Raw genomic sequence first — 18544 nt, 5'->3', positions numbered from 1 at the left:
CTAGCGGGACGCCTTTTTTTGTTTGCGCAAAATTTTGTCGAGCAAGGCCTGAATGCCCTGATGAGGCAGGCCCGAGCTCCCCGGAGAACCTGATGAAAAAACTAAAACTAGTGATGATCGGCAACGGCATGGCCGGGGTTCGCACCCTGGAAGAACTGCTCAAGCTGAGTAATGAGCTGTACGACATCACGGTCTTCGGCGCCGAACCCCATACCAACTACAACCGCATCCTGCTGTCGCCCGTACTGGCCGGCGAACAGACGTTCGAAGAGATCGTGCTCAACGATCTGGACTGGTACCTGGAAAACAACATCAAGCTGCTGCTCAACCGCAAAGTGGTGGAGATCGACCGGGTCAAACGTCGGGTCATCGCCGAGGACGGCACCGAGGCCGAATACGACCGTCTGCTGATTGCCACCGGTTCGACCCCGTTCATCCTGCCGATCCCCGGCAACACCTTGCAGGGCGTGATCGGCTATCGCGACATTGCCGACACGCAAGCGATGATCGACACCGCCAAGACCCACAAACATGCCGTGGTTATCGGCGGTGGCCTGCTGGGCCTTGAAGCCGCCAACGGCCTGATGCTGCGCGGCATGCACGTCACCGTGGTGCACATCGGCGAATGGCTGCTGGAACGGCAACTGGACAAAACCAGCGGTCAACTCCTGCAAACCGCCCTGGAAGCTCGTGGCCTGCACTTTCGCCTGTGCGAACAGACCCAGGCTCTGCACGATGCCGGCAACGGCCGGGTCGGCTCGGTGCAGTTCAAGAACGGCGACATCATCCCCGCCGATCTGGTGGTGATGGCCGCCGGTATTCGCCCCAATACCGAACTCGCGGAAAAATCCGGTATCCCGTGCAACCGCGGGATTCTGGTCAACGACACGATGCAAACCTACGACCCTCGGGTCTACGCCATCGGCGAATGCGCCAGCCACCGTGGTATCGCCTACGGTCTGGTCGCGCCGCTGTTCGAACAGGCCAAGGTATGCGCCAACCACCTCGCCCAACTGGGTTTCGCCACCTACAAGGGTTCGGTGACTTCGACCAAATTGAAAGTCACCGGCATCGACCTGTTTTCTGCCGGCGACTTCATGGGCGGCGAAGGCACCGAAACCATCACCCTCTCCGACCCGATCGGCGGGGTCTACAAAAAACTGGTGATCAAGGATGACGTGCTGGTCGGCGCCTGTCTGTACGGCGATACGGCAGATGGTGGTTGGTATTTCCGACAGATCCGTGAGAACCATGGCATCGGCGAGATCCGCGATCACCTGATGTTCGGCGAAAACGCCCTCGGTGACGTAGGACATCAAGGCCAGGACAAAGCCATGAGCATGGCCGACACCGCCGAAGTCTGCGGCTGCAACGGCGTGTGCAAAGGCACCATCGTCAAGGCCATCCAGGAACACGGTCTGTTCAGCGTTGATGACGTAAAAAAACACACCAAGGCCGCCAGTTCTTGCGGTTCCTGCGCCGGCCTCGTCGAGCAGATCCTGATCAATACCGTGGGCGGTGCGGCGGACGTCAAACCGAAAAGCGAAAAAGCCATCTGCGGTTGCAGCGACCTGAACCACGGGCAAATCCGCCAAGCCATCCGAGACCAGCACTTGCTGACCATCGCTGGCACCATGAGCTACCTGAACTGGCGTACCCCGAACGGTTGCGCCACGTGCCGTCCGGCCCTCAACTACTACCTGATTTCCACCTGGCCGGGCGAGGCCAAGGACGACCCGCAATCGCGCCTGATCAACGAACGCGCCCACGCCAACATTCAGAAAGACGGCACTTACTCTGTAGTCCCGCGGATGTGGGGCGGTGTGACCAATCCTTCAGAGCTGCGGCGCATTGCCGACGTGGCCGACAAGTACAACGTGCCGATGGTCAAGGTCACTGGCGGCCAGCGCATCGACTTGCTGGGGATCAAAAAACAGGACCTGCCAGGCGTCTGGAAAGACCTGGACATGGCGTCCGGTCACGCCTACGGCAAATCCATCCGCACGGTAAAAACCTGCGTCGGCAGCGAGTTCTGCCGCTTCGGCACCCAGAATTCCACGCAACTGGGCATCGAGCTTGAGCACGACCTGTTCAACATGTGGTCGCCGCACAAAGTGAAACTGGCCGTCTCCGGTTGCCCACGCAATTGCTCGGAAGCGGGAATCAAGGACGTCGGAATTATCGGCGTGGACTCCGGCTGGGAGATGTACATCGGTGGCAATGGCGGGATCAAAACCGAAGTCGCGGAGTTCTTCGTCAAACTGAAAACCGCCGAAGAAGTGCGCGAATACAACGGCGCGTTCCTGCAGCTGTATCGCGAAGAAGCCTTCTACCTCGAGCGCACCGTGCATTACCTGCAACGGGTCGGCATGGAGCACATCAAGAAAGCCGTGCTGGAAGACCCGGAGCGGCGCAAGGCCTTGAACGATCGCCTGCAATTTTCCCTGTCGTTCGAACAGGACCCCTGGAAGGAACGCCTCGAACAGCCACTGCTGAAAAAAGAATTCGAGGTCATTCCCGTGAAGAACCTGGAGGTGTCGGTATGAACTGGCTGGATATCTGCGCACTGGAAGAGATCAACACCCTTGGCTCGCGGATCATCGCCGGCCCGAAAGGCGACATCGCGATTTTTCGTACGAGCGACGATGAGGTTTTCGCCCTCGACGACCGCTGCCCGCATAAGGGCGGGCCGCTGTCCCAGGGTTTGATCTACGGCAAACGAGTGGCCTGCCCGCTGCACAACTGGCAGATCGACCTGGAAACCGGCGAGGCTCAGGCCCCGGATGTCGGCTGCGCCCACCATCATTCGGCACGAGTCGAGAACGGCCGCGTGCTGCTGGCCCTACGGGAAGCACGCTGATGGACCGTCAAATCACCGCCTCCACCTGCTGCTACTGCGGGGTCGGCTGCGGCGTGCTGATCGAACACGACGGCGAGCGCATCCTCGGCGTCAGCGGCGATCCTGCGCACCCGGCCAACTTCGGCAAATTGTGCAGTAAAGGTTCGACCCTGCACCTGACCGGCGACTTGGCAGCACGGGCGTTGTACCCGGAATTGCGCCTGGGCAAAGGCCTGGCCCGCAGCCGCACCGACTGGGACACGGCTCTCGATCACGCCGCCAGCGTCTTCGCCGAGACCATCGCCGAGCACGGCCCGGACAGCGTTGCGTTCTATATCTCCGGGCAATTGCTGACCGAGGATTACTACGCCTTCAACAAACTGGCGCGGGCGCTGGTGGGCACCAACAACATCGACAGCAATTCGCGGCTGTGCATGTCTTCTGCGGTAGTCGGCTACAAGCGCAGCCTCGGTGCCGATGCGCCGCCCTGCAGCTATGAAGACCTGGAATTGAGCGAATGCGTGATGATCGTCGGCAGCAACATGGCCTACGCTCACCCGGTACTGTTTCGTCGCCTGGAAGAAGCCAAATCCCGCCGCCCACAGATGAAAGTCATCGTCATCGACCCACGGCGCACCGACACCTGCGATTTGGCCGATATGCATTTGGCGATTCTGCCCGGCACCGATGTCGCCTTGTTCCATGGGATTTTGCACCTGTTGCTGTGGGAAGACTGGGTCGACCGCGACTTCATCAAGGCCCACACCGAAGGCCTGGCCGAGCTGAAAAAACTGGTGCGCGATTACACCCCGACAATGGTTTCGCAACTCTGCGGCATCAGCGTCGAACAACTGCATCAATGCGCGGAATGGGTCGGCACTTCACCGAGCTTTCTGTCGCTGTGGTGCATGGGGCTGAATCAGTCCACCGCCGGCAGCGCAAAAAACAGCGCGTTGATCAACCTGCACCTGGCCACCGGACAAATCGGCCGCCCCGGCGCAGGACCTTTCTCCCTAACCGGTCAGCCGAATGCCATGGGCGGCCGGGAAACCGGCAGTTTGTCGAACCTGCTGCCAGGCCATCGCGAAGCGGCCAATGCCGACCACCGCGCACAAGTGGCCGACTACTGGGGCGTTGATCAACTGCCCGCGAACACCGGGCTAACCGCCATCGAACTGTTCGAGCAGATGCGCAGCGGCAAGATCAAAGCCCTGTGGATCGCCTGCACCAACCCTGCACAGTCGCTGCCGGATCAGACCGCTGTGCGCGCGGCGCTGCAAGACTGCCCGTTCGTGGTGTTGCAGGAAGCCTTTCGCACCACCGAAACCGCTGCGTTCGCCGACCTGCTGTTGCCCGCCGCCAGTTGGGGTGAAAAGGACGGCACGGTCACCAACTCCGAACGGCGCATTTCCCACGTCCGTCAGGCCATCGGCGCACCCGGTGAAGCACGGCCCGACTGGGCGATCACAGTGGATTTCGCACAGCGCCTGGAAAAATATCTGCGCCCTGGAGCAACCAGCCTGTTTGCCTTTGAAACCCCGGCGCAGGTCTTCGACGAATACAAACACCTGACGCGCGACCGCGACCTCGACCTCTCCGGGATCAGCCATGAATTGATCGACCAACTCGGTCCGCAGCAATGGCCCTTCCCCGCCGGAGCGCGCGAAGGCACGGCGCGGCTGTATCTCGACGGAGTTTTCCCGACCGCCAGTGGGCGCGCTCAATTCGTGACCGACCCGTATCGCGCCGCCAAGGAACAACGCGATGCGCGTTTTCCGCTGACCCTGATCACCGGCCGCCTGCGCGATCAATGGCACGGCATGAGCCGCACCGGTACCGCCGCGCAGCTATTCGGCCATGTCAGCGAAGCCGTGTTGAGCCTGCACCCGGATGAACTGCGTCGGCATCGCCTGCAACCTGGCGACCTGATCAATCTGAAAAGTCGCCGGGGCTCGGTGATCGTGCCGGTCAGCAGCGATGACAGCGTACGTCCGGGCCAGGCGTTTCTGCCGATGCATTGGGGCGACCGCTTTCTCAAGGGCGGCGTGAATACCCTCACCCTTCCCGCCTTCGACCCATTGTCGAAACAACCGGAACTCAAACACAGCGGTGTACGACTCGAGCCTGTGCAATTGCCTTGGCAGCTTTTCGCCCTGATTGAGGGTGATGTTCAGCAGCACTTGGAGACGCTACGACCGCTCTGCGAGGCGTTTTCCTACGCAAGCCTCAGCCTTACCGGCCGCGAGCGCCCTGCACTGCTGATACGCGCCGCCAGCGCCACCGCGCCAGAGCCGCAGCTGTTGCGTGATATCGATCAATATCTGGGGCTCAACGACGGTCCGGTATTGGCCTACGACGATCCTCGGCGCTCGATCGGCAAGCGGGTACGGATCGAGAACGGTCGGATCACCGCGATTCGCCTGGCCGGTGAAACCCTCGCCCAGCACTGGCTGCAAAGCCTGTGGCTCGAAGGTCGCGCCGACGAACAACTACGCCGTTGGCTGCTGGCACCTTTGAGTGCGCCACCGGGCAGCGCTGGCGGTCCGGCATCGGGCACCAAAACCCTGTGCAACTGCATGAACGTCAGCCAGAACGCCGTGTGTGCTGGCATCAGCCGTGGTCTGGACTTGCAGGGCTTGAAACAAGAATTGGGCTGTGGCACGCAATGCGGCTCCTGCGTCCCGGAAATCAAGCGTTTGCTGGCCGCCACTGCGCAGCCAGTCGCCGTCATCTCGTGAGGAAAACACTATGAGCGCAAAAGTCTGGCTGGTGGGTGCGGGTCCTGGCGATCCTGAATTGCTGACCCTCAAGGCGGTTCGAGCGTTGCGCGAAGCGGACGTCGTGTTGATCGACGATCTGGTCAATGACGCGGTGCTGGAGCATTGCCCGAACGCGCGCATTATTCCTGTGGGTAAGCGCGGTGGCTGTCGCTCCACGCCTCAAGCTTTCATTCATCGCCTGATGCTGCGTTATACCCGTCACGGCAAATGCGTGGTGCGGCTCAAGGGTGGCGATCCGTGCATCTTCGGGCGCGGCGGTGAAGAAGCGCAGTGGCTGCGTGAGCGTGGCGTCGAGGTTGAGCTGGTCAATGGCATCACCGCTGGTCTTGCCGGCGCGACCCAATGCGATATTCCGCTGACGCTAAGGGGCGTCGCGCGTGGAGTGACACTGGTCACGGCGCACACTCAGGATGACAGCAGCCTGAATTGGCAGGCCCTGGCTCAAGGGGGCACTACGCTGGTGATCTATATGGGCGTAGCGAAGCTCAGTGAGATTCGCGAACAGCTGTTGGCCGGCGGAATGGCTACCGATACACCTGTGGCGATGATCGAAAATGCTTCCCTGCCGCATCAACGGGAATGTCGGAGCGACTTGGCAGCCATGGAACTCGATGCCCGCGCCTTTGAATTGAAAAGCCCAGCCATTTTGGTGATTGGAGCAGTGGCAGCCTGTGCAACGTCATCTCAGTGGGAGCGTGGCTTGCCCGCGATGGCGGCCGATCAATCAGCTTGAATCTACCTGCCAACCCCTCATCACCAAATCGCAGACAAAGAAAAGCCCGGCCTAAGCCGGGCTTTTCCAGAGCTGCGAGCTAATTACTTAGCGCTAGCTTCAACCTGCGCTTCTACGCGACGGTTTACAGCGCGACCAGCGTCAGTTTTGTTGTCAGCAACTGGGCGGGATTCGCCGTAGCCAACAGACTGAACGCGGGACGATTCAACACCGTACTGGTTGGTCAGAACTTGCTTAACGGCGTTTGCACGACGCTCGGACAGTTTCTGGTTGTAAGCGTCAGGACCGACGGAGTCAGTGTGACCTTCAACAGTAGTAGTGGTGGATGGGTACTGCTTCATGAAGTCAGCCAGGTTTTTGATGTCGCCGTAGCTGTTAGGCTTGACTACCGACTTGTCGAAGTCGAATTTCACGTCCAGCTCAACACGAACAACTTCAGCAACTGCCGGGCAGCCATCAGCGTCAACAGTTACGTTGGCTGGGGTGTCTGGGCACTTGTCAACGTTGTCGCAAACGCCATCGTTGTCGCTGTCGGCGCAGACTTCAGCTGGTGCTGGAACTGGAGCAGCAGCAGGCTTGGAGCCGCCACCGAAGTTCACACCGATACCAACGCTAGGAGCCCACTCGGTGTCGCCCTGGTCGATGTTGTACTGAGCTTCAACGCCGGCACGGGCGTAGAAGTTGTCAGTGAAGTACAACTTGGCACCGCCGCCAACGTTGGCGAAGGTGGAACCGTTACGACCGCTTTTGCCGTTCTGACCGATGCTCTGATCGGAGAAGCCAGCCGATACGTACGGACGCAGCATGTCGCCCGGGTTGTTGAAGTGGTACAGAGCATCCAGAGCGGTGTTGGAGCCCTTGATGTTACGGCCGTCTTCGGCACGTGCGTTGTGCACTTCGTCGTAGGCCAGACGCAGTTCAACGTCGTCGGTCAGGAAGTAACCAACAGAACCGCCGAACAGGTTGCCGTTGTTCTTGAAGTCACGAGCGCTATCGAACATTTCTTTCTTAGCGAAGCCTTCGATTTCAACTGCGCCTTGGCCTTGTGCCAGAGCGCCGAACGAAGTGGCAGCAATAAGAGAACCAATGGCCAAGCCCAAGGTGTTTTTCAGTTTCATCCGTTAAATCCCCATCTGGTGATTGTGAAGCAGTCCCGCAAACCGGGGGACAACTCGGCGGCAAGTCTATCAGAACTTGCCTACACGTAAGAGATATTTGCGCCGAACTAAGTTTCAGCAATGCCTGCAAATTTCTCACGCAATTTGTCTAGAGCGCGTTTGTAACGCATTTTTGTCGCACTCAAACCCATGTGCATTATGTCTGCGATCTCCTGAAATTCCAGCTCTGCGACAAATCGTAGCACCAGAATTTCACGGTCGATCGGGTTCACATACACCAGCCAGCGATCAAGTCCGCCCTTCTCCTCGGGTTTCGGCATCTTTTCTTCAGACGCTTCCTCAAGGGGGTCCAGACTCAAAGCGTCCATCAAGCGACGCTTTCGCCGTTCTTTCCGATACTGCGTGATGCACTCGTTGTACGTGATGCTATATAGCCACGTCTTGAACTTCGATTTGCCCTCGAAGTTCTTCAGGCCGTACAGCACCTTCAACATCACTTCCTGACAGACATCATCTGCGTCACGATCGTTCCCGAGATACCGTGCACAAACGTTAAATAATGTTCGCTGGTAACGCCGCATCAGTTCTTCATAAGCGCGCGTTACGTGAAACAGCTCGTTATGCGAGCGCGCGACCAACTCCTCATCAGAGAGCTCGCGGGGGTCGTAGCGCGTGGAGAGCAATTGAGCTTTATTCAAAACAAGTCTGGCCGACAGTCAGGTCAATGTCCGCCGCAGCCCTTCAGGGCATTTTGCGGCGGCATACATTAGCAGGATTTGCCGGGTTAGCGGCTACTCACATGCTGCTCCAAGAGAATCCGATTCGAGAGAGAGACTAGCTCACCCTCATCGGTCAGCACGGTGGTTTTAACCGTGCCGATCTCTTCGATCTGACCTTCGACCTCGCCAACACGCACTTGTTGCCCAACCTGATACAACTCACGCACATAGATTCCCGCAAGAATCTGACCGGCAATTTCCCGGCTTCCCAAACCCATGGCCAGCGCAACCGCCAGACCAACGGTAATCAAGACGATCACGATCACATGGTTGAGCAGGTCTGTTTTGACCTCCAACTGACTGATCGCAACCGAAATACTGATGATGATCACCAGGCCCTGGGCAATTCGCCCCAGGCCCGCTGCGTAATCAAGACCTACGCCTTCTGCCGCGCCACGCACCAGCCCATTGGCCAGTTGCGCCAGCAAGACACCCACCAGCAGCACCAGCGCCGCGCCAAATACTTTCGGCAAATACAGCGCCAACATGTCCAGCGTAGCCGAAACTCGCTCAAGTCCAAGTGATTCTGCGGCAGAAACCAGAAAAATCAGCAGAACGAACCAATAAACGATCTTGCCGATCAATGTCGAGATAGGCACCTGAAGGCCGGCGCGGGACAGCAATTTGGTCAGCCCGGTACCGCCCATCAGGCGATCGAGGCCCAGTTTGGCAAGCAATTTGGAGAGCAGCGTGTCCAGCAGTTTGGCCACGACAAAACCCAGCAGCAGCACAACCAGTGCGCCAAACAGGTTCGGAATGAAGTTCGCAACTTTGGTCCATAACGCAGTCATTGCAGTGACGAGGCTCTGAGTCCAGAGATCAAGTTCCATATTCAATCAGCCTTATCAGCAGTGCGAGCGGAAGGTTTACGAAGACGGGAGACCGGCGCGACATGGGCCGATCCGTTATTCAGGGCGATCATCAGCGCGGGCAGCCAACGGCCCAGCAGGCTGAACAGATCGCCGGCACCGACCTGGCGGTTGGCGGTTTTCAGCACGCGACCCAGGCAGGCATCGTCGTCACGGCTGGACGGCGAAGCTTTGAGCATGTCACGCAAAGACTGTTCAAACGGATCGTGCATACGCACCTCTCGTGATATCTGTGAAAGACGCGGTCAAATTTGGTCGGGTCACATGACTCATCATCAGAACCAGCGCAAACGTCGGAATAGCCACCACTGCCCCAGCGCTACCGAGCCTGCCAGCAAGCAGGCGATCAGGAAGCCATAAGGGCTGGTGGAGAACGGAATACCGCCGACGTTAATTCCCAGAAGACCGGTCAGAAAACTCATCGGCAAAAAAATTCCGGTGATGATCCCGAAGCGGTACATCGTGCGGTTCATCCGCACGCTCAGACGCCGGTCTTCGGCCTCCAGGACCAGCCCCACGCGCTCCCGGGTCAACTCCAGCTCCTCGAGATAACGGGTCAGGCTGTTGTTCAATTCGTTCCAGTAATCGCCATCGTCTTCAACGAACCACGGCAGTTTTATCCGCGTCAGCTGACCGAAAATATCCCGCTGCGGTGCCAGAAAACGCTTCAGTGCGGCCGCTCTGCGACGGATCTGCAAAACGGCCCCATGCTCCGGTGTATACCGTTCGTCGGTATCCAGCTTTTCTTCTTCCTCATCGACGATTTCCGAGAGGCAACTGACCAGATCCTGCACTTTGTTGGTGAGGTATTGCGCCATATAAAGGATCAGTTCGGAAGCGGTTCTCGGCCCTTTGCCTTCGGCCAGCTGCACCAGCAACTCATCGGTGGCGCGCAACGGCCGCAGACGCAGGGAGATAACCCGCTGGGCCGAACCGAAGATCCGCACCGAGACCATGTCTTCCGGCTCGGCACCTGGATTGAGGTTGATCCCGCGCAGAAACAGCAACAGCTCGGAGTCCGGCAGCGGCAAAAGGCGCGGCCGGGTGTTCTCTTCCAGCAACAAGTCGCAACTAAATTCACTCAGACCGCTGTACTTACGCAGCCAGGTCTGGGTTTGCGGGTGACTACGATCCCAGTGCAGCCACAGGCTTTCATGGGCCTGCAACTGCAAGTCATCGAGTTCAGTCCGGGCTATCGAACGCGCACCGCCTTTACCGTCCAGCACCAGGGCATGCACCAGCCCCCACTGCGCGTTTTCTTCCTCGAACATCCTCACCCCTTTAATGAAACGCGCTTTATTCAGGCATCTTCAGCGGGCTTGGCGAAATGATCACGCCGTTGTTGTCCGCATAAACATAGTGCCCCGGGTGGAAGGTCACACCCGCGAAGGTCACGGCAATATTGAGTTCACCAACACCGCGCCGGTCGGTTTTCATCGGGTGACTGGCCAGGGCCTGAACCCCCAGATCGGTTTGCGCGATGACGTCGACGTCACGGATGCAACCGTAGATCACCAGCCCTTCCCAACCGTTACTGGCGGCTTTCTCGGCCAGCAGGTCGCCCAACAGCGCGCGGCGCAGGGAGCCGCCACCGTCGACCACCAGCACTTTACCGTTACCCTTGAGCGCGACTTGCTCCTTGACCAGCGAATTATCTTCGAAACATTTGATGGTCACGATTTCGCCACCGAAAGAATCACGGCCACCGAAATTGCTGAACATCGGTTCCAGCACCTGTACCAGCTCCGGGTAGGCGTCGCACAGATCAGGCGTGAGGTAATGGTTCATCGAGAAACTCCTGTAAGAAGGAAGACAATCGAATAGGCAGCATACGCGGGCCAAGGCTGAACGGCTGCAAACGCGCCGATCGAGTCAATCACCAAAAGTGACCAGAACCGCTTAATGCGTCATATCTTAGCCGCAAGCCGTTCAGAGCGAAATGCCCTTGTTAGAGCATCAGGCTCAAACGGCCGCGGCCAAATCCGGCTTTCCACCCAGCAAAGGCGTCTGTTGATCCGCCAGCCAACGCGCCACCAATGGCCAGACTTCAGTCTGTGCAGACTTGCTGACAAGCATTTCCACATGACCGAAATTATCGCCAAAGCCTTGCTCGCGGCCAAGGGTGATGAATTGCTTGTGCTCGGAGCCGACCTGATCGAACAGCTTGCGGCAGGCCCATGTCGGGTCTTGATGATCGCCCGCGGCGCTCACGGCCAGCACTGGCAACTGAACCTTGGCCAAACCCGCCCACCAGTCCTTGTCGGCATCGCCAAAACGGCCGAACAGCCCGTACCAGCGCATGCTTTCCAGGGCCAGGCCAATCGGCTCGTCCTCCGGGCCGCGCTTGAGCCGTGAACCTGACAGTTGGGTAAATCGCTTGAGAATGAAGCGCCCGCTCCACTCCACCGGCGGGAACTTCAACGGCCAGTAGGTGCGGCTGACTTGAGTGCCAAAAAACGCCGCGGACGCGACGACAGGCTCGCCGATGTACTCCCCACCCAGCGCCGCCGCCAGCGTGATGCCTCCCAGCGAATGACCGATCCAGTGTGGGACCTGGCCGCTTTGCTCGCGCACGAACGCGCCAATGGCCGGCAAATCGTAACGCGCGTAGTCGGCGACGCGGTTCTTGCGATAGTCCTGGTTGCGCTGAGACAGGCCATGACCGCGCATTTCCGGGATCCACACATCGAATCCCAGACGCGTCAGATAAGCCCCCAACCCCAAACCTTTGGGAGAAAACCAGAACCGTCGATTGGAAAAGCTGCCGTGCAACAGAATCACCGGCACGCCACGCACCGCCGGTTCATCGGCCAGGCCCAGGCGTGTCACAGCCAGTTCGACGGTGCCGTCGGGGCTGTTGCCGGGTTTCAAACGATAGACGTCTTCGCTCAGATCACCGCGCCGCTCGGCGCTGATCAGGGCGACAGGAAATAGGTTGCTGCTGCTTTGCATAATGCTCTTGCACAAAAAAGGGCGGCATCCAGAGGAGCCCGCCCTACTTGAATCTTAAAACCCCGGCCCACCGAAGCGGACCAGGGCTTCACTCACCGATCAGACCGAAGCCTGACCTTCAGCCAGGAAGAACCAGGTTTCCAGCACGGAATCGGGGTTCAGCGAAACGCTTTCGATGCCCTGCTCCATCAGCCACTTGGCCAGATCAGGGTGGTCCGAAGGACCCTGACCGCAGATGCCGATGTACTTGCCGGCCTTGTTGCAGGCCTGAATAGCATTGGCCAGCAGCTTCTTGACCGCAGGATTACGCTCGTCGAACAGGTGCGCGATGATCCCGGAGTCACGGTCCAGGCCCAGTGTCAGCTGAGTCAGGTCGTTGGAGCCGATGGAGAAGCCGTCGAAGAACTCGAGGAACTCTTCAGCCAGGATCGCGTTGGACGGCAGTTCGCACATCATGATCACGCGCAGACCGTTTTCGCCACGGGCCAGACCGTTTTCGGCCAGCAGATCGACCACCTGGCTCGCTTCGCCCAGGGTGCGAACGAACGGCACCATGATTTCGACGTTGGTCAGGCCCATCTCGTTGCGCACGCGCTTGAGGGCGCGGCACTCGAGCTCGAAGCAGTCACGGAACGATTCGCTGATGTAACGCGAAGCACCACGGAAGCCCAGCATCGGGTTCTCTTCTTCCGGCTCGTAGAGTTTGCCGCCGATCAGGTTCGCGTATTCGTTGGACTTGAAGTCCGACAGACGCACGATGACCTTTTTCGGCCAGAACGCTGCAGCCAGGGTACTGATGCCCTCGACCAGTTTCTCGACATAGAAGCCGACCGGGTCGTTGTAACCGGCGATGCGCTTGTCGACGCTGTCCTTGATTTCTTGCGGCAAGCCGTCGTAGTTCAACAGCGCTTTCGGGTGCACACCGATCATGCGGTTGATGATGAATTCCAGACGGGCCAGGCCCACACCGGCGTTCGGCAGTTGCGCGAAGTCGAAGGCGCGGTCCGGGTTGCCGACGTTCATCATGATCTTGAACGGCAGATCCGGCATGGCATCCACGGAGTTTTTCTTGATGTCGAAGCCCAGTTCGCCTTCGAAGATGTAACCGGTGTCGCCTTCAGCGCAAGAAACGGTCACACCCTGGCCGTCTTTCAACAGCTGAGTGGCGTTGCCGCAACCGACCACGGCCGGGATACCCAGCTCGCGAGCGATGATCGCCGCGTGGCAGGTACGGCCGCCGCGATTGGTGACGATGGCGCTGGCGCGCTTCATGACCGGTTCCCAGTCCGGGTCGGTCATGTCGGAAACCAGAACGTCGCCCGGCTGGACTTTGTCCATCTCGGACACGTCTTTGATGATCCGCACCTTGCCGGCGCCGATGCGCTGGCCGATGGCGCGACCTTCCACCAGCACGGTGCCGGTTTCTTTCAACAGGTAACGTTCCATGACGTTGGCCGAAGTGCGGCTCTTCACGGTTTCAGGACGGGCCTGCACGATGTAGAGCTTGCCGTCGTCGCCGTCTTTGGCCCATTCGATGTCCATCGGGCACTTGTAGTGCTTTTCGATGATCATCGCTTGTTTGGCCAACTCGCTGACTTCGGCGTCGCTCAGGCAGAAACGTGCGCGATCGGCCTTGTCCACGTCGATGGTCTTGACCGATTTACCGGCCGTGGCCACTTCGCCGTAGATCATCTTGATGGCTTTGCTGCCCAGATTGCGACGCAGGATGGCCGGACGACCGGCTTCCAGCGTGCCTTTGTGGACATAGAATTCATCCGGGTTCACCGCGCCTTGTACGACGGTTTCACCCAGGCCGTAAGCGCCGGTGATGAACACCACGTCACGGAAGCCCGATTCGGTATCGAGGGTGAACATCACGCCGGCGGTGCCGGTTTCGGAGCGGACCATGCGCTGCACGCCGGCCGACAGGGCAACCAGCTTGTGGTCGAAGCCCTGGTGGACGCGGTAGGAAATCGCACGGTCGTTGAACAGGGAAGCGAACACCTCTTTGGCGGCGCGAATAACGTTTTCGACACCACGGATGTTCAGGAAGGTTTCCTGCTGGCCGGCGAAGGAAGCGTCCGGCAAGTCTTCGGCGGTAGCGGAAGAGCGCACGGCCACGGCCATGTCAGGGTTGCCGGCCGACAGCGTGGCGAACGCGGTGCGGATCTCGGCGTTGAGCTTCTCGGGGAATTCGGCTTCCATGATCCATTGACGGATCTGGGCGCCGGTTTTGGCCAGGGCGTTGACATCGTCGACATCCAGCGCGTCGAGGGCGGCGTGGATCTGATCGTTCAGGCCGCTCAGTTCCAGGAAATCACGATAAGCCTGAGCTGTCGTGGCGAAGCCACCGGGCACCGATACACCGGCACCTGCAAGGTTACTGATCATCTCGCCCAGGGATGCGTTCTTGCCCCCCACATGCTCTACATCATGGACGCCGAGCTTATCGAGGGAAACTACGTACTCTACCAAGGTGATCTCTCCACTAACTGTGTTGGAAAAGCTCAGAAGCCGGCGACTCGGGGGAGCATTTGCCGGCTGTATGGCCTGGACCTGGAAAATAAGTGAGAATGCGGACCATGGGTGGCCGGCAAATCGCGCCTACTATATCCAAGAATCGTCACTAGCTTAAGGCCCAAGGTGCAAATGAAACGATCTGCTTTCTTTATCTCCGATGGCACCGGCATTACGGCCGAAACGCTCGGTCAAAGCCTGTTGGCGCAGTTCGAAAACATTACCTTCAGCAAAATCACGCGGCCCTACATCGACAACGCGGATAAAGCGCGGGCCATGGTACAACAAATCAACAAAGCCGCCGAAAACGATGGTTTTCGTCCGATTATTTTCGACACCATTGTCAATCAGGACATTCGTGAGATCCTCGCAACCTCGAATGGTTTCATGATCGACATTTTCTCGACCTTCCTGGCCCCGCTGGAACAGGAACTGACCGAGCATTCTTCCTACACCGTCGGCAAATCCCACTCCATCGGTGGCAACTCCAATTACATGGAGCGCATCGAGGCGGTGAACTTCGCTCTCGACAATGACGACGGCGCCCGCACGCATTATTACGACAAGGCCGATCTGATCCTAGTGGGCGTGTCGCGTTGTGGTAAGACGCCGACGTGTCTGTACATGGCCATGCAGTTCGGCATCCGTGCGGCCAATTACCCGCTGACCGAAGACGACATGGAGCGCCTGCAATTGCCAACCGCGCTTCGCGCCCATCATCACAAGCTGTTCGGCCTGACCATCGACCCGGACCGGCTTACAGCCATCCGCAATGAGCGCAAGCCCAACAGCCGCTATTCGAGCTACGCGCAGTGCGAATTCGAAGTGCGCGAGGTGGAGAATCTGTTTCGCCGCGAGAACATTGCCCACATCAATTCCACGCACTTCTCCGTGGAAGAGATCTCTGCGAAGATTTTAGTAGAGAAAGGCGTGGAGCGACGGTTCAAGTAATTTCCGGCGTCTGCTCCACCGCCATCGCGGGCAAGCCCGCTCCCACAGGGATCTGTGTTGAATGCAAAATCTGCAAACAATCGAGAACCTGTGGGAGCGGGCTTGCCCGCGATTGAACGATGACGCGGTGTAACTAGATCACAAACAAATCCACAAACCGGTTCACCGCCGTCGCTTCAAGCGCAACCTGATCCTTGCACAACGCAAAGATCTCGGCACTCCGCTGCGCCGTAAATCGCGTCGCCAGGTTGGCCTTGAACTTCTCTTCCAGCAGCGGAATGCCATCGGTGCGGCGACGGCGATGGCCGATCGGGTACTCCACCACCACGTTCTCGGTGCTGGAGCCGTCCTTGAAGAACACCTGCAGCGCATTGGCGATGGAGCGTTTATCCGGCTCCAGGTATTCGCGGGTGAAGCGCGGGTCTTCGACGATGACCATTTTGTCGCGCAGCACATCGATAATCGGATGCACGGCGTGGAAGTCGTCTTCGTACTGCTCGGCCACCAGATTACCGAACACCAGGGGCACGGCGGTCATGTACTGGATGCAGTGGTCGCGGTCCGCAGCGTTGGCCAGCGGGCCGACCTTGGAGATGATGCGGATCGCCGATTCGTGGGTGGTGATGACGATCTTGTCGATTTCGTGCAGGCGGTTCCTGACCAATGGATGCAGGGTGACGGCAGCCTCGCAGGCAGTTTGCGCGTGAAACTCGGCGGGAAAGCTGATCTTGAACAGCACGTTTTCCATCACGTAGCTGCCGAACACCCGAGAGAATCTGAAGGCTCGTTTGTCTTCAGGCTTAAGCGCCAGATCATTGTTGGTGTGGCTGAACAACACGTCGTAGAACCCCCATTGTTTGGCGGTCAGTACACCGGGAATGCCCATCTCCCCGCGCATCGCAATGTCCGCCAGACGCACGCCACGACTGGATGCATCCCCTGCCGCCCAGGATTTACGCGACCCGGCATTGGGTGCATGCCGGTAAGTGCGCAGGGCCTGGCCGTCGGCAAAGGCATGGGACAACGCCGACAGCAGTTGCTCGCGATTGGCGCCCATGAGCTTGGCGGTGACGGCGGTCGAGGCGACTTTCACCAGGATGACGTGATCGATACCGACGCGATTGAAAGAGTTTTCCAGCGCAATCACGCCTTGAATCTCATGGGCCATGATCATGGCTTCCAACACCACGCGAAGGGTCAGCGGTGCGTCGCCATTGGCCAGGCGCTTTTGCGACAGGTGGTCGGCCACCGCGAGTATGGCGCCGAGGTTATCGGACGGATGACCCCATTCGGCGGCGAGCCAGGTGTCGTTGTAATCGAGCCAGCGGACGATGCAACCGATGTCCCAAGCGGCTTTGACCGGATCGAGACGATAACTGGTGCCCGGCACGCGAGCACCGAAGGGAACGACTGTGCCTTCGACGATGGGTCCCAGGTGTTTGGTGCATTCGGGAAAACGCAGGGCCAGCAGACCGCAGCCGAGGGTGTCCATCAGGCAATTGCGGGCGGTATCCAGCGCCTCGGTAGATTCGATTTTGAAGTTGAGGACGTAATCGGCGATGTCCTGCAGGACCGTGTCGTAGTCGGGGCGGTTGTTCAGGTCGACGTTGGCGCTCATGTTCGATTCACTCGGTCAGTGGTTCGCTGATGGGACCTCGGTTCAGGATCAATCTCTGGCTGCACTGCTTTCTTATTGTAGGAACGGGATTAAATGTAGGAGCTGCCGAAGGCTGCGATCTTTTGATTTTGCTTTTAAAAGGCAAGATCAAAAGATCGCAGCCTTCGGCAGCTCCTACAGGGGGATGTGTTTAGAAACAATCCCCCGGCACGCGGACGTAACCTTCCATCAACACTCGCGCACTGCGGCTCATGATGGCTTTGTTCACGGTCCATTCACCGTTGACCTGGCTGGCCTCGGCGCCCACGCGCAAGGTGCCGGAGGGATGGCCGAAGCGCACGGCGTTGCGTTCGATGCCGCCCGCCGCCAGGTTGACCAGCGTGCCGGAAATCGCCGCCGCCGTGCCGATGGCCACCGCCGCCGTGCCCATCATTGCGTGATGCAGTTTGCCCATGGACAGCGCGCGCACCAGCAAGTCAATGTCGGTAGCGGCGATCGCCTTGCCACTGGACGCAATGTAATCCGCCGGTTTGGCGACGAACGCCACCTTCGGCGTGTGCTGACGCTTGGTTGCTTCGTCCAGGTGCTGAATCAGCCCCATGCGCAGCGCGCCGTAAGCGCGGATGGTTTCGAACATCGCCAGGGCTTTCAGGTCGCCGTTGATCGCGCCCTGCAATTCGGTACCGGTGTAGCCGATGTCTTCGGCATTGATGAAAATGGTCGGAATGCCGGCATTGATCAGGGTCGCCTTGAGCGTACCGACGCCCGGCACTTCGAGGTCATCCACCAGATTGCCGGTGGGGAACATCGAACCACCGCCACCCTCTTCTTCCGCCGCCGGGTCCATGAATTCGAGCTGCACTTCGGCCGCCGGAAAGGTCACGCCATCGAGTTCGAAATCGCCGGTTTCCTGGACCTCACCATTGGTGATCGGCACATGGGCGATGATGGTCTTGCCGATGTTGGCCTGCCATACGCGCACCACCGCCACACCGTTAAATGGAATGCGGCTGGCGTCCACCAGGCCATTGCTGACAGCGAACGAACCGACCGCCGCCGACAGGTTGCCGCAGTTGCCGCTCCAGTCGACGAAAGGCTTGTCGATGGAGACCTGACCGAACAGGTAATCGACGTCATGGTCGGCCTTGAGGCTTTTCGACAGGATCACGGTTTTGCTGGTGCTGGACGTCGCACCGCCCATGCCGTCGATTTGCTTGTCGTAAGGGTCGGGGCTGCCGATCACTCGCAGCAATAACGCATCGCGAGCCGGGCCGGGAATCTGTGCCGCTTCGGGCAGGTCTTTCAGGCTGAAGAACACGCCTTTGCTGGTGCCGCCGCGCATGTAGGTGGCAGGGATTTTAATTTGAGGTGCGTGAGCCATATTGATC

Annotated in this window: 15 protein-coding genes; 5 read left to right on the top strand and 10 right to left on the bottom strand. The window is 59.1% G+C overall.

Annotation, left to right across the window (positions count from 1 at the left end; genetic code table 11):
• Nucleotides 1-92: 92 nt before the first annotated feature.
• Genes nirB through cobA form a run of 4 tightly spaced genes read left to right on the top strand, consistent with a single transcriptional unit; the run spans nucleotide 93 to nucleotide 6352 of the window.
• The gene (gene nirB / locus F6R97_RS25235) at nucleotides 93-2546 is read left to right on the top strand and encodes a nitrite reductase large subunit NirB (RefSeq protein ID WP_038979924.1); all 2454 of its coding nucleotides are present in this window, start codon (nucleotides 93-95) and stop codon (nucleotides 2544-2546) included.
• Nucleotides 2543-2860: a nitrite reductase small subunit NirD gene (gene nirD / locus F6R97_RS25230; RefSeq protein ID WP_315867252.1), complete on the top strand. Its 318-nt coding sequence runs from the start codon at nucleotides 2543-2545 to the stop codon at nucleotides 2858-2860. The genes nirB and nirD overlap by 4 nt, the downstream gene beginning before the upstream one ends.
• A complete protein-coding gene (locus F6R97_RS25225) occupies nucleotides 2860-5577 on the top strand; it encodes a molybdopterin-dependent oxidoreductase (RefSeq protein ID WP_315867251.1) in 2718 nt (905 codons plus the stop codon). Before nirD ends, F6R97_RS25225 begins: the two co-directional genes overlap by 1 nt.
• 10 nt (nucleotides 5578-5587) lie before the next feature.
• Entirely contained in the window at nucleotides 5588-6352 is a 765-nt protein-coding gene (gene cobA, locus F6R97_RS25220; RefSeq protein ID WP_038979919.1) for a uroporphyrinogen-III C-methyltransferase, read from the top strand.
• A gap of 83 nt (nucleotides 6353-6435) precedes the next feature.
• Here the strand turns inward: cobA and F6R97_RS25215 are convergent, their stop codons facing one another.
• From F6R97_RS25215 to ppsA, 8 genes are all read right to left on the bottom strand, one after another.
• Nucleotides 6436-7470, bottom strand: coding sequence for an OmpA family protein (locus F6R97_RS25215; protein WP_038979917.1), 1035 nt, complete (start codon nucleotides 7468-7470; stop codon nucleotides 6436-6438).
• A 107-nt stretch (nucleotides 7471-7577) separates the two neighbouring features.
• A complete protein-coding gene (sigX, locus tag F6R97_RS25210; protein WP_038979916.1) occupies nucleotides 7578-8168 on the bottom strand; it encodes an RNA polymerase sigma factor SigX in 591 nt (196 codons plus the stop codon).
• A gap of 86 nt (nucleotides 8169-8254) precedes the next feature.
• Nucleotides 8255-9079: a mechanosensitive ion channel family protein gene (locus tag F6R97_RS25205; RefSeq protein WP_007902078.1), complete on the bottom strand. Its 825-nt coding sequence runs from the start codon at nucleotides 9077-9079 to the stop codon at nucleotides 8255-8257.
• Nucleotides 9080-9081: 2 nt separating this feature from the next.
• Nucleotides 9082-9330 (bottom strand): hypothetical protein, encoded by a 249-nt coding sequence (locus F6R97_RS25200; protein WP_038979914.1) that lies wholly within the window; start codon nucleotides 9328-9330, stop codon nucleotides 9082-9084.
• Between the two features lie 63 nt (nucleotides 9331-9393).
• Nucleotides 9394-10389, bottom strand: a complete 996-nt coding sequence (locus F6R97_RS25195; RefSeq protein ID WP_038979912.1) for a zinc transporter ZntB — start codon at nucleotides 10387-10389, stop codon at nucleotides 9394-9396.
• Nucleotides 10390-10414: 25 nt separating this feature from the next.
• A complete protein-coding gene (gene rraA, locus F6R97_RS25190; RefSeq protein WP_007902085.1) occupies nucleotides 10415-10906 on the bottom strand; it encodes a ribonuclease E activity regulator RraA in 492 nt (163 codons plus the stop codon).
• 174 nt (nucleotides 10907-11080) lie between these two features.
• Nucleotides 11081-12070 (bottom strand): alpha/beta fold hydrolase, encoded by a 990-nt coding sequence (locus F6R97_RS25185; RefSeq protein WP_315867250.1) that lies wholly within the window; start codon nucleotides 12068-12070, stop codon nucleotides 11081-11083.
• A 99-nt stretch (nucleotides 12071-12169) separates the two neighbouring features.
• A complete protein-coding gene (gene ppsA / locus F6R97_RS25180) occupies nucleotides 12170-14545 on the bottom strand; it encodes a phosphoenolpyruvate synthase (RefSeq protein WP_038979908.1) in 2376 nt (791 codons plus the stop codon).
• 174 nt (nucleotides 14546-14719) lie between these two features.
• On the opposite strand from ppsA, the gene F6R97_RS25175 reads away from it, so the two are divergent.
• On the top strand, nucleotides 14720-15538 hold the full coding sequence (locus tag F6R97_RS25175) for a pyruvate, water dikinase regulatory protein (protein WP_007902088.1): 819 nt from the start codon (nucleotides 14720-14722) through the stop codon (nucleotides 15536-15538).
• Nucleotides 15539-15671: 133 nt separating this feature from the next.
• Here F6R97_RS25175 and prpD read toward each other — a convergent pair whose 3' ends face one another.
• Nucleotides 15672-17156 (bottom strand): 2-methylcitrate dehydratase, encoded by a 1485-nt coding sequence (gene prpD / locus F6R97_RS25170; protein WP_315867249.1) that lies wholly within the window; start codon nucleotides 17154-17156, stop codon nucleotides 15672-15674.
• 190 nt (nucleotides 17157-17346) lie between these two features.
• Nucleotides 17347-18537 (bottom strand): 2-methylaconitate cis-trans isomerase PrpF, encoded by a 1191-nt coding sequence (prpF, locus tag F6R97_RS25165; protein WP_315867248.1) that lies wholly within the window; start codon nucleotides 18535-18537, stop codon nucleotides 17347-17349.
• Nucleotides 18538-18544: the final 7 nt, after the last annotated feature.

The organism is Pseudomonas sp. JV414 (genome assembly GCF_032424305.1).
Lineage (GTDB): Bacteria > Pseudomonadota > Gammaproteobacteria > Pseudomonadales > Pseudomonadaceae > Aquipseudomonas > Aquipseudomonas lini.
This window is presented reverse-complemented; position numbering and strand designations above follow the sequence as displayed.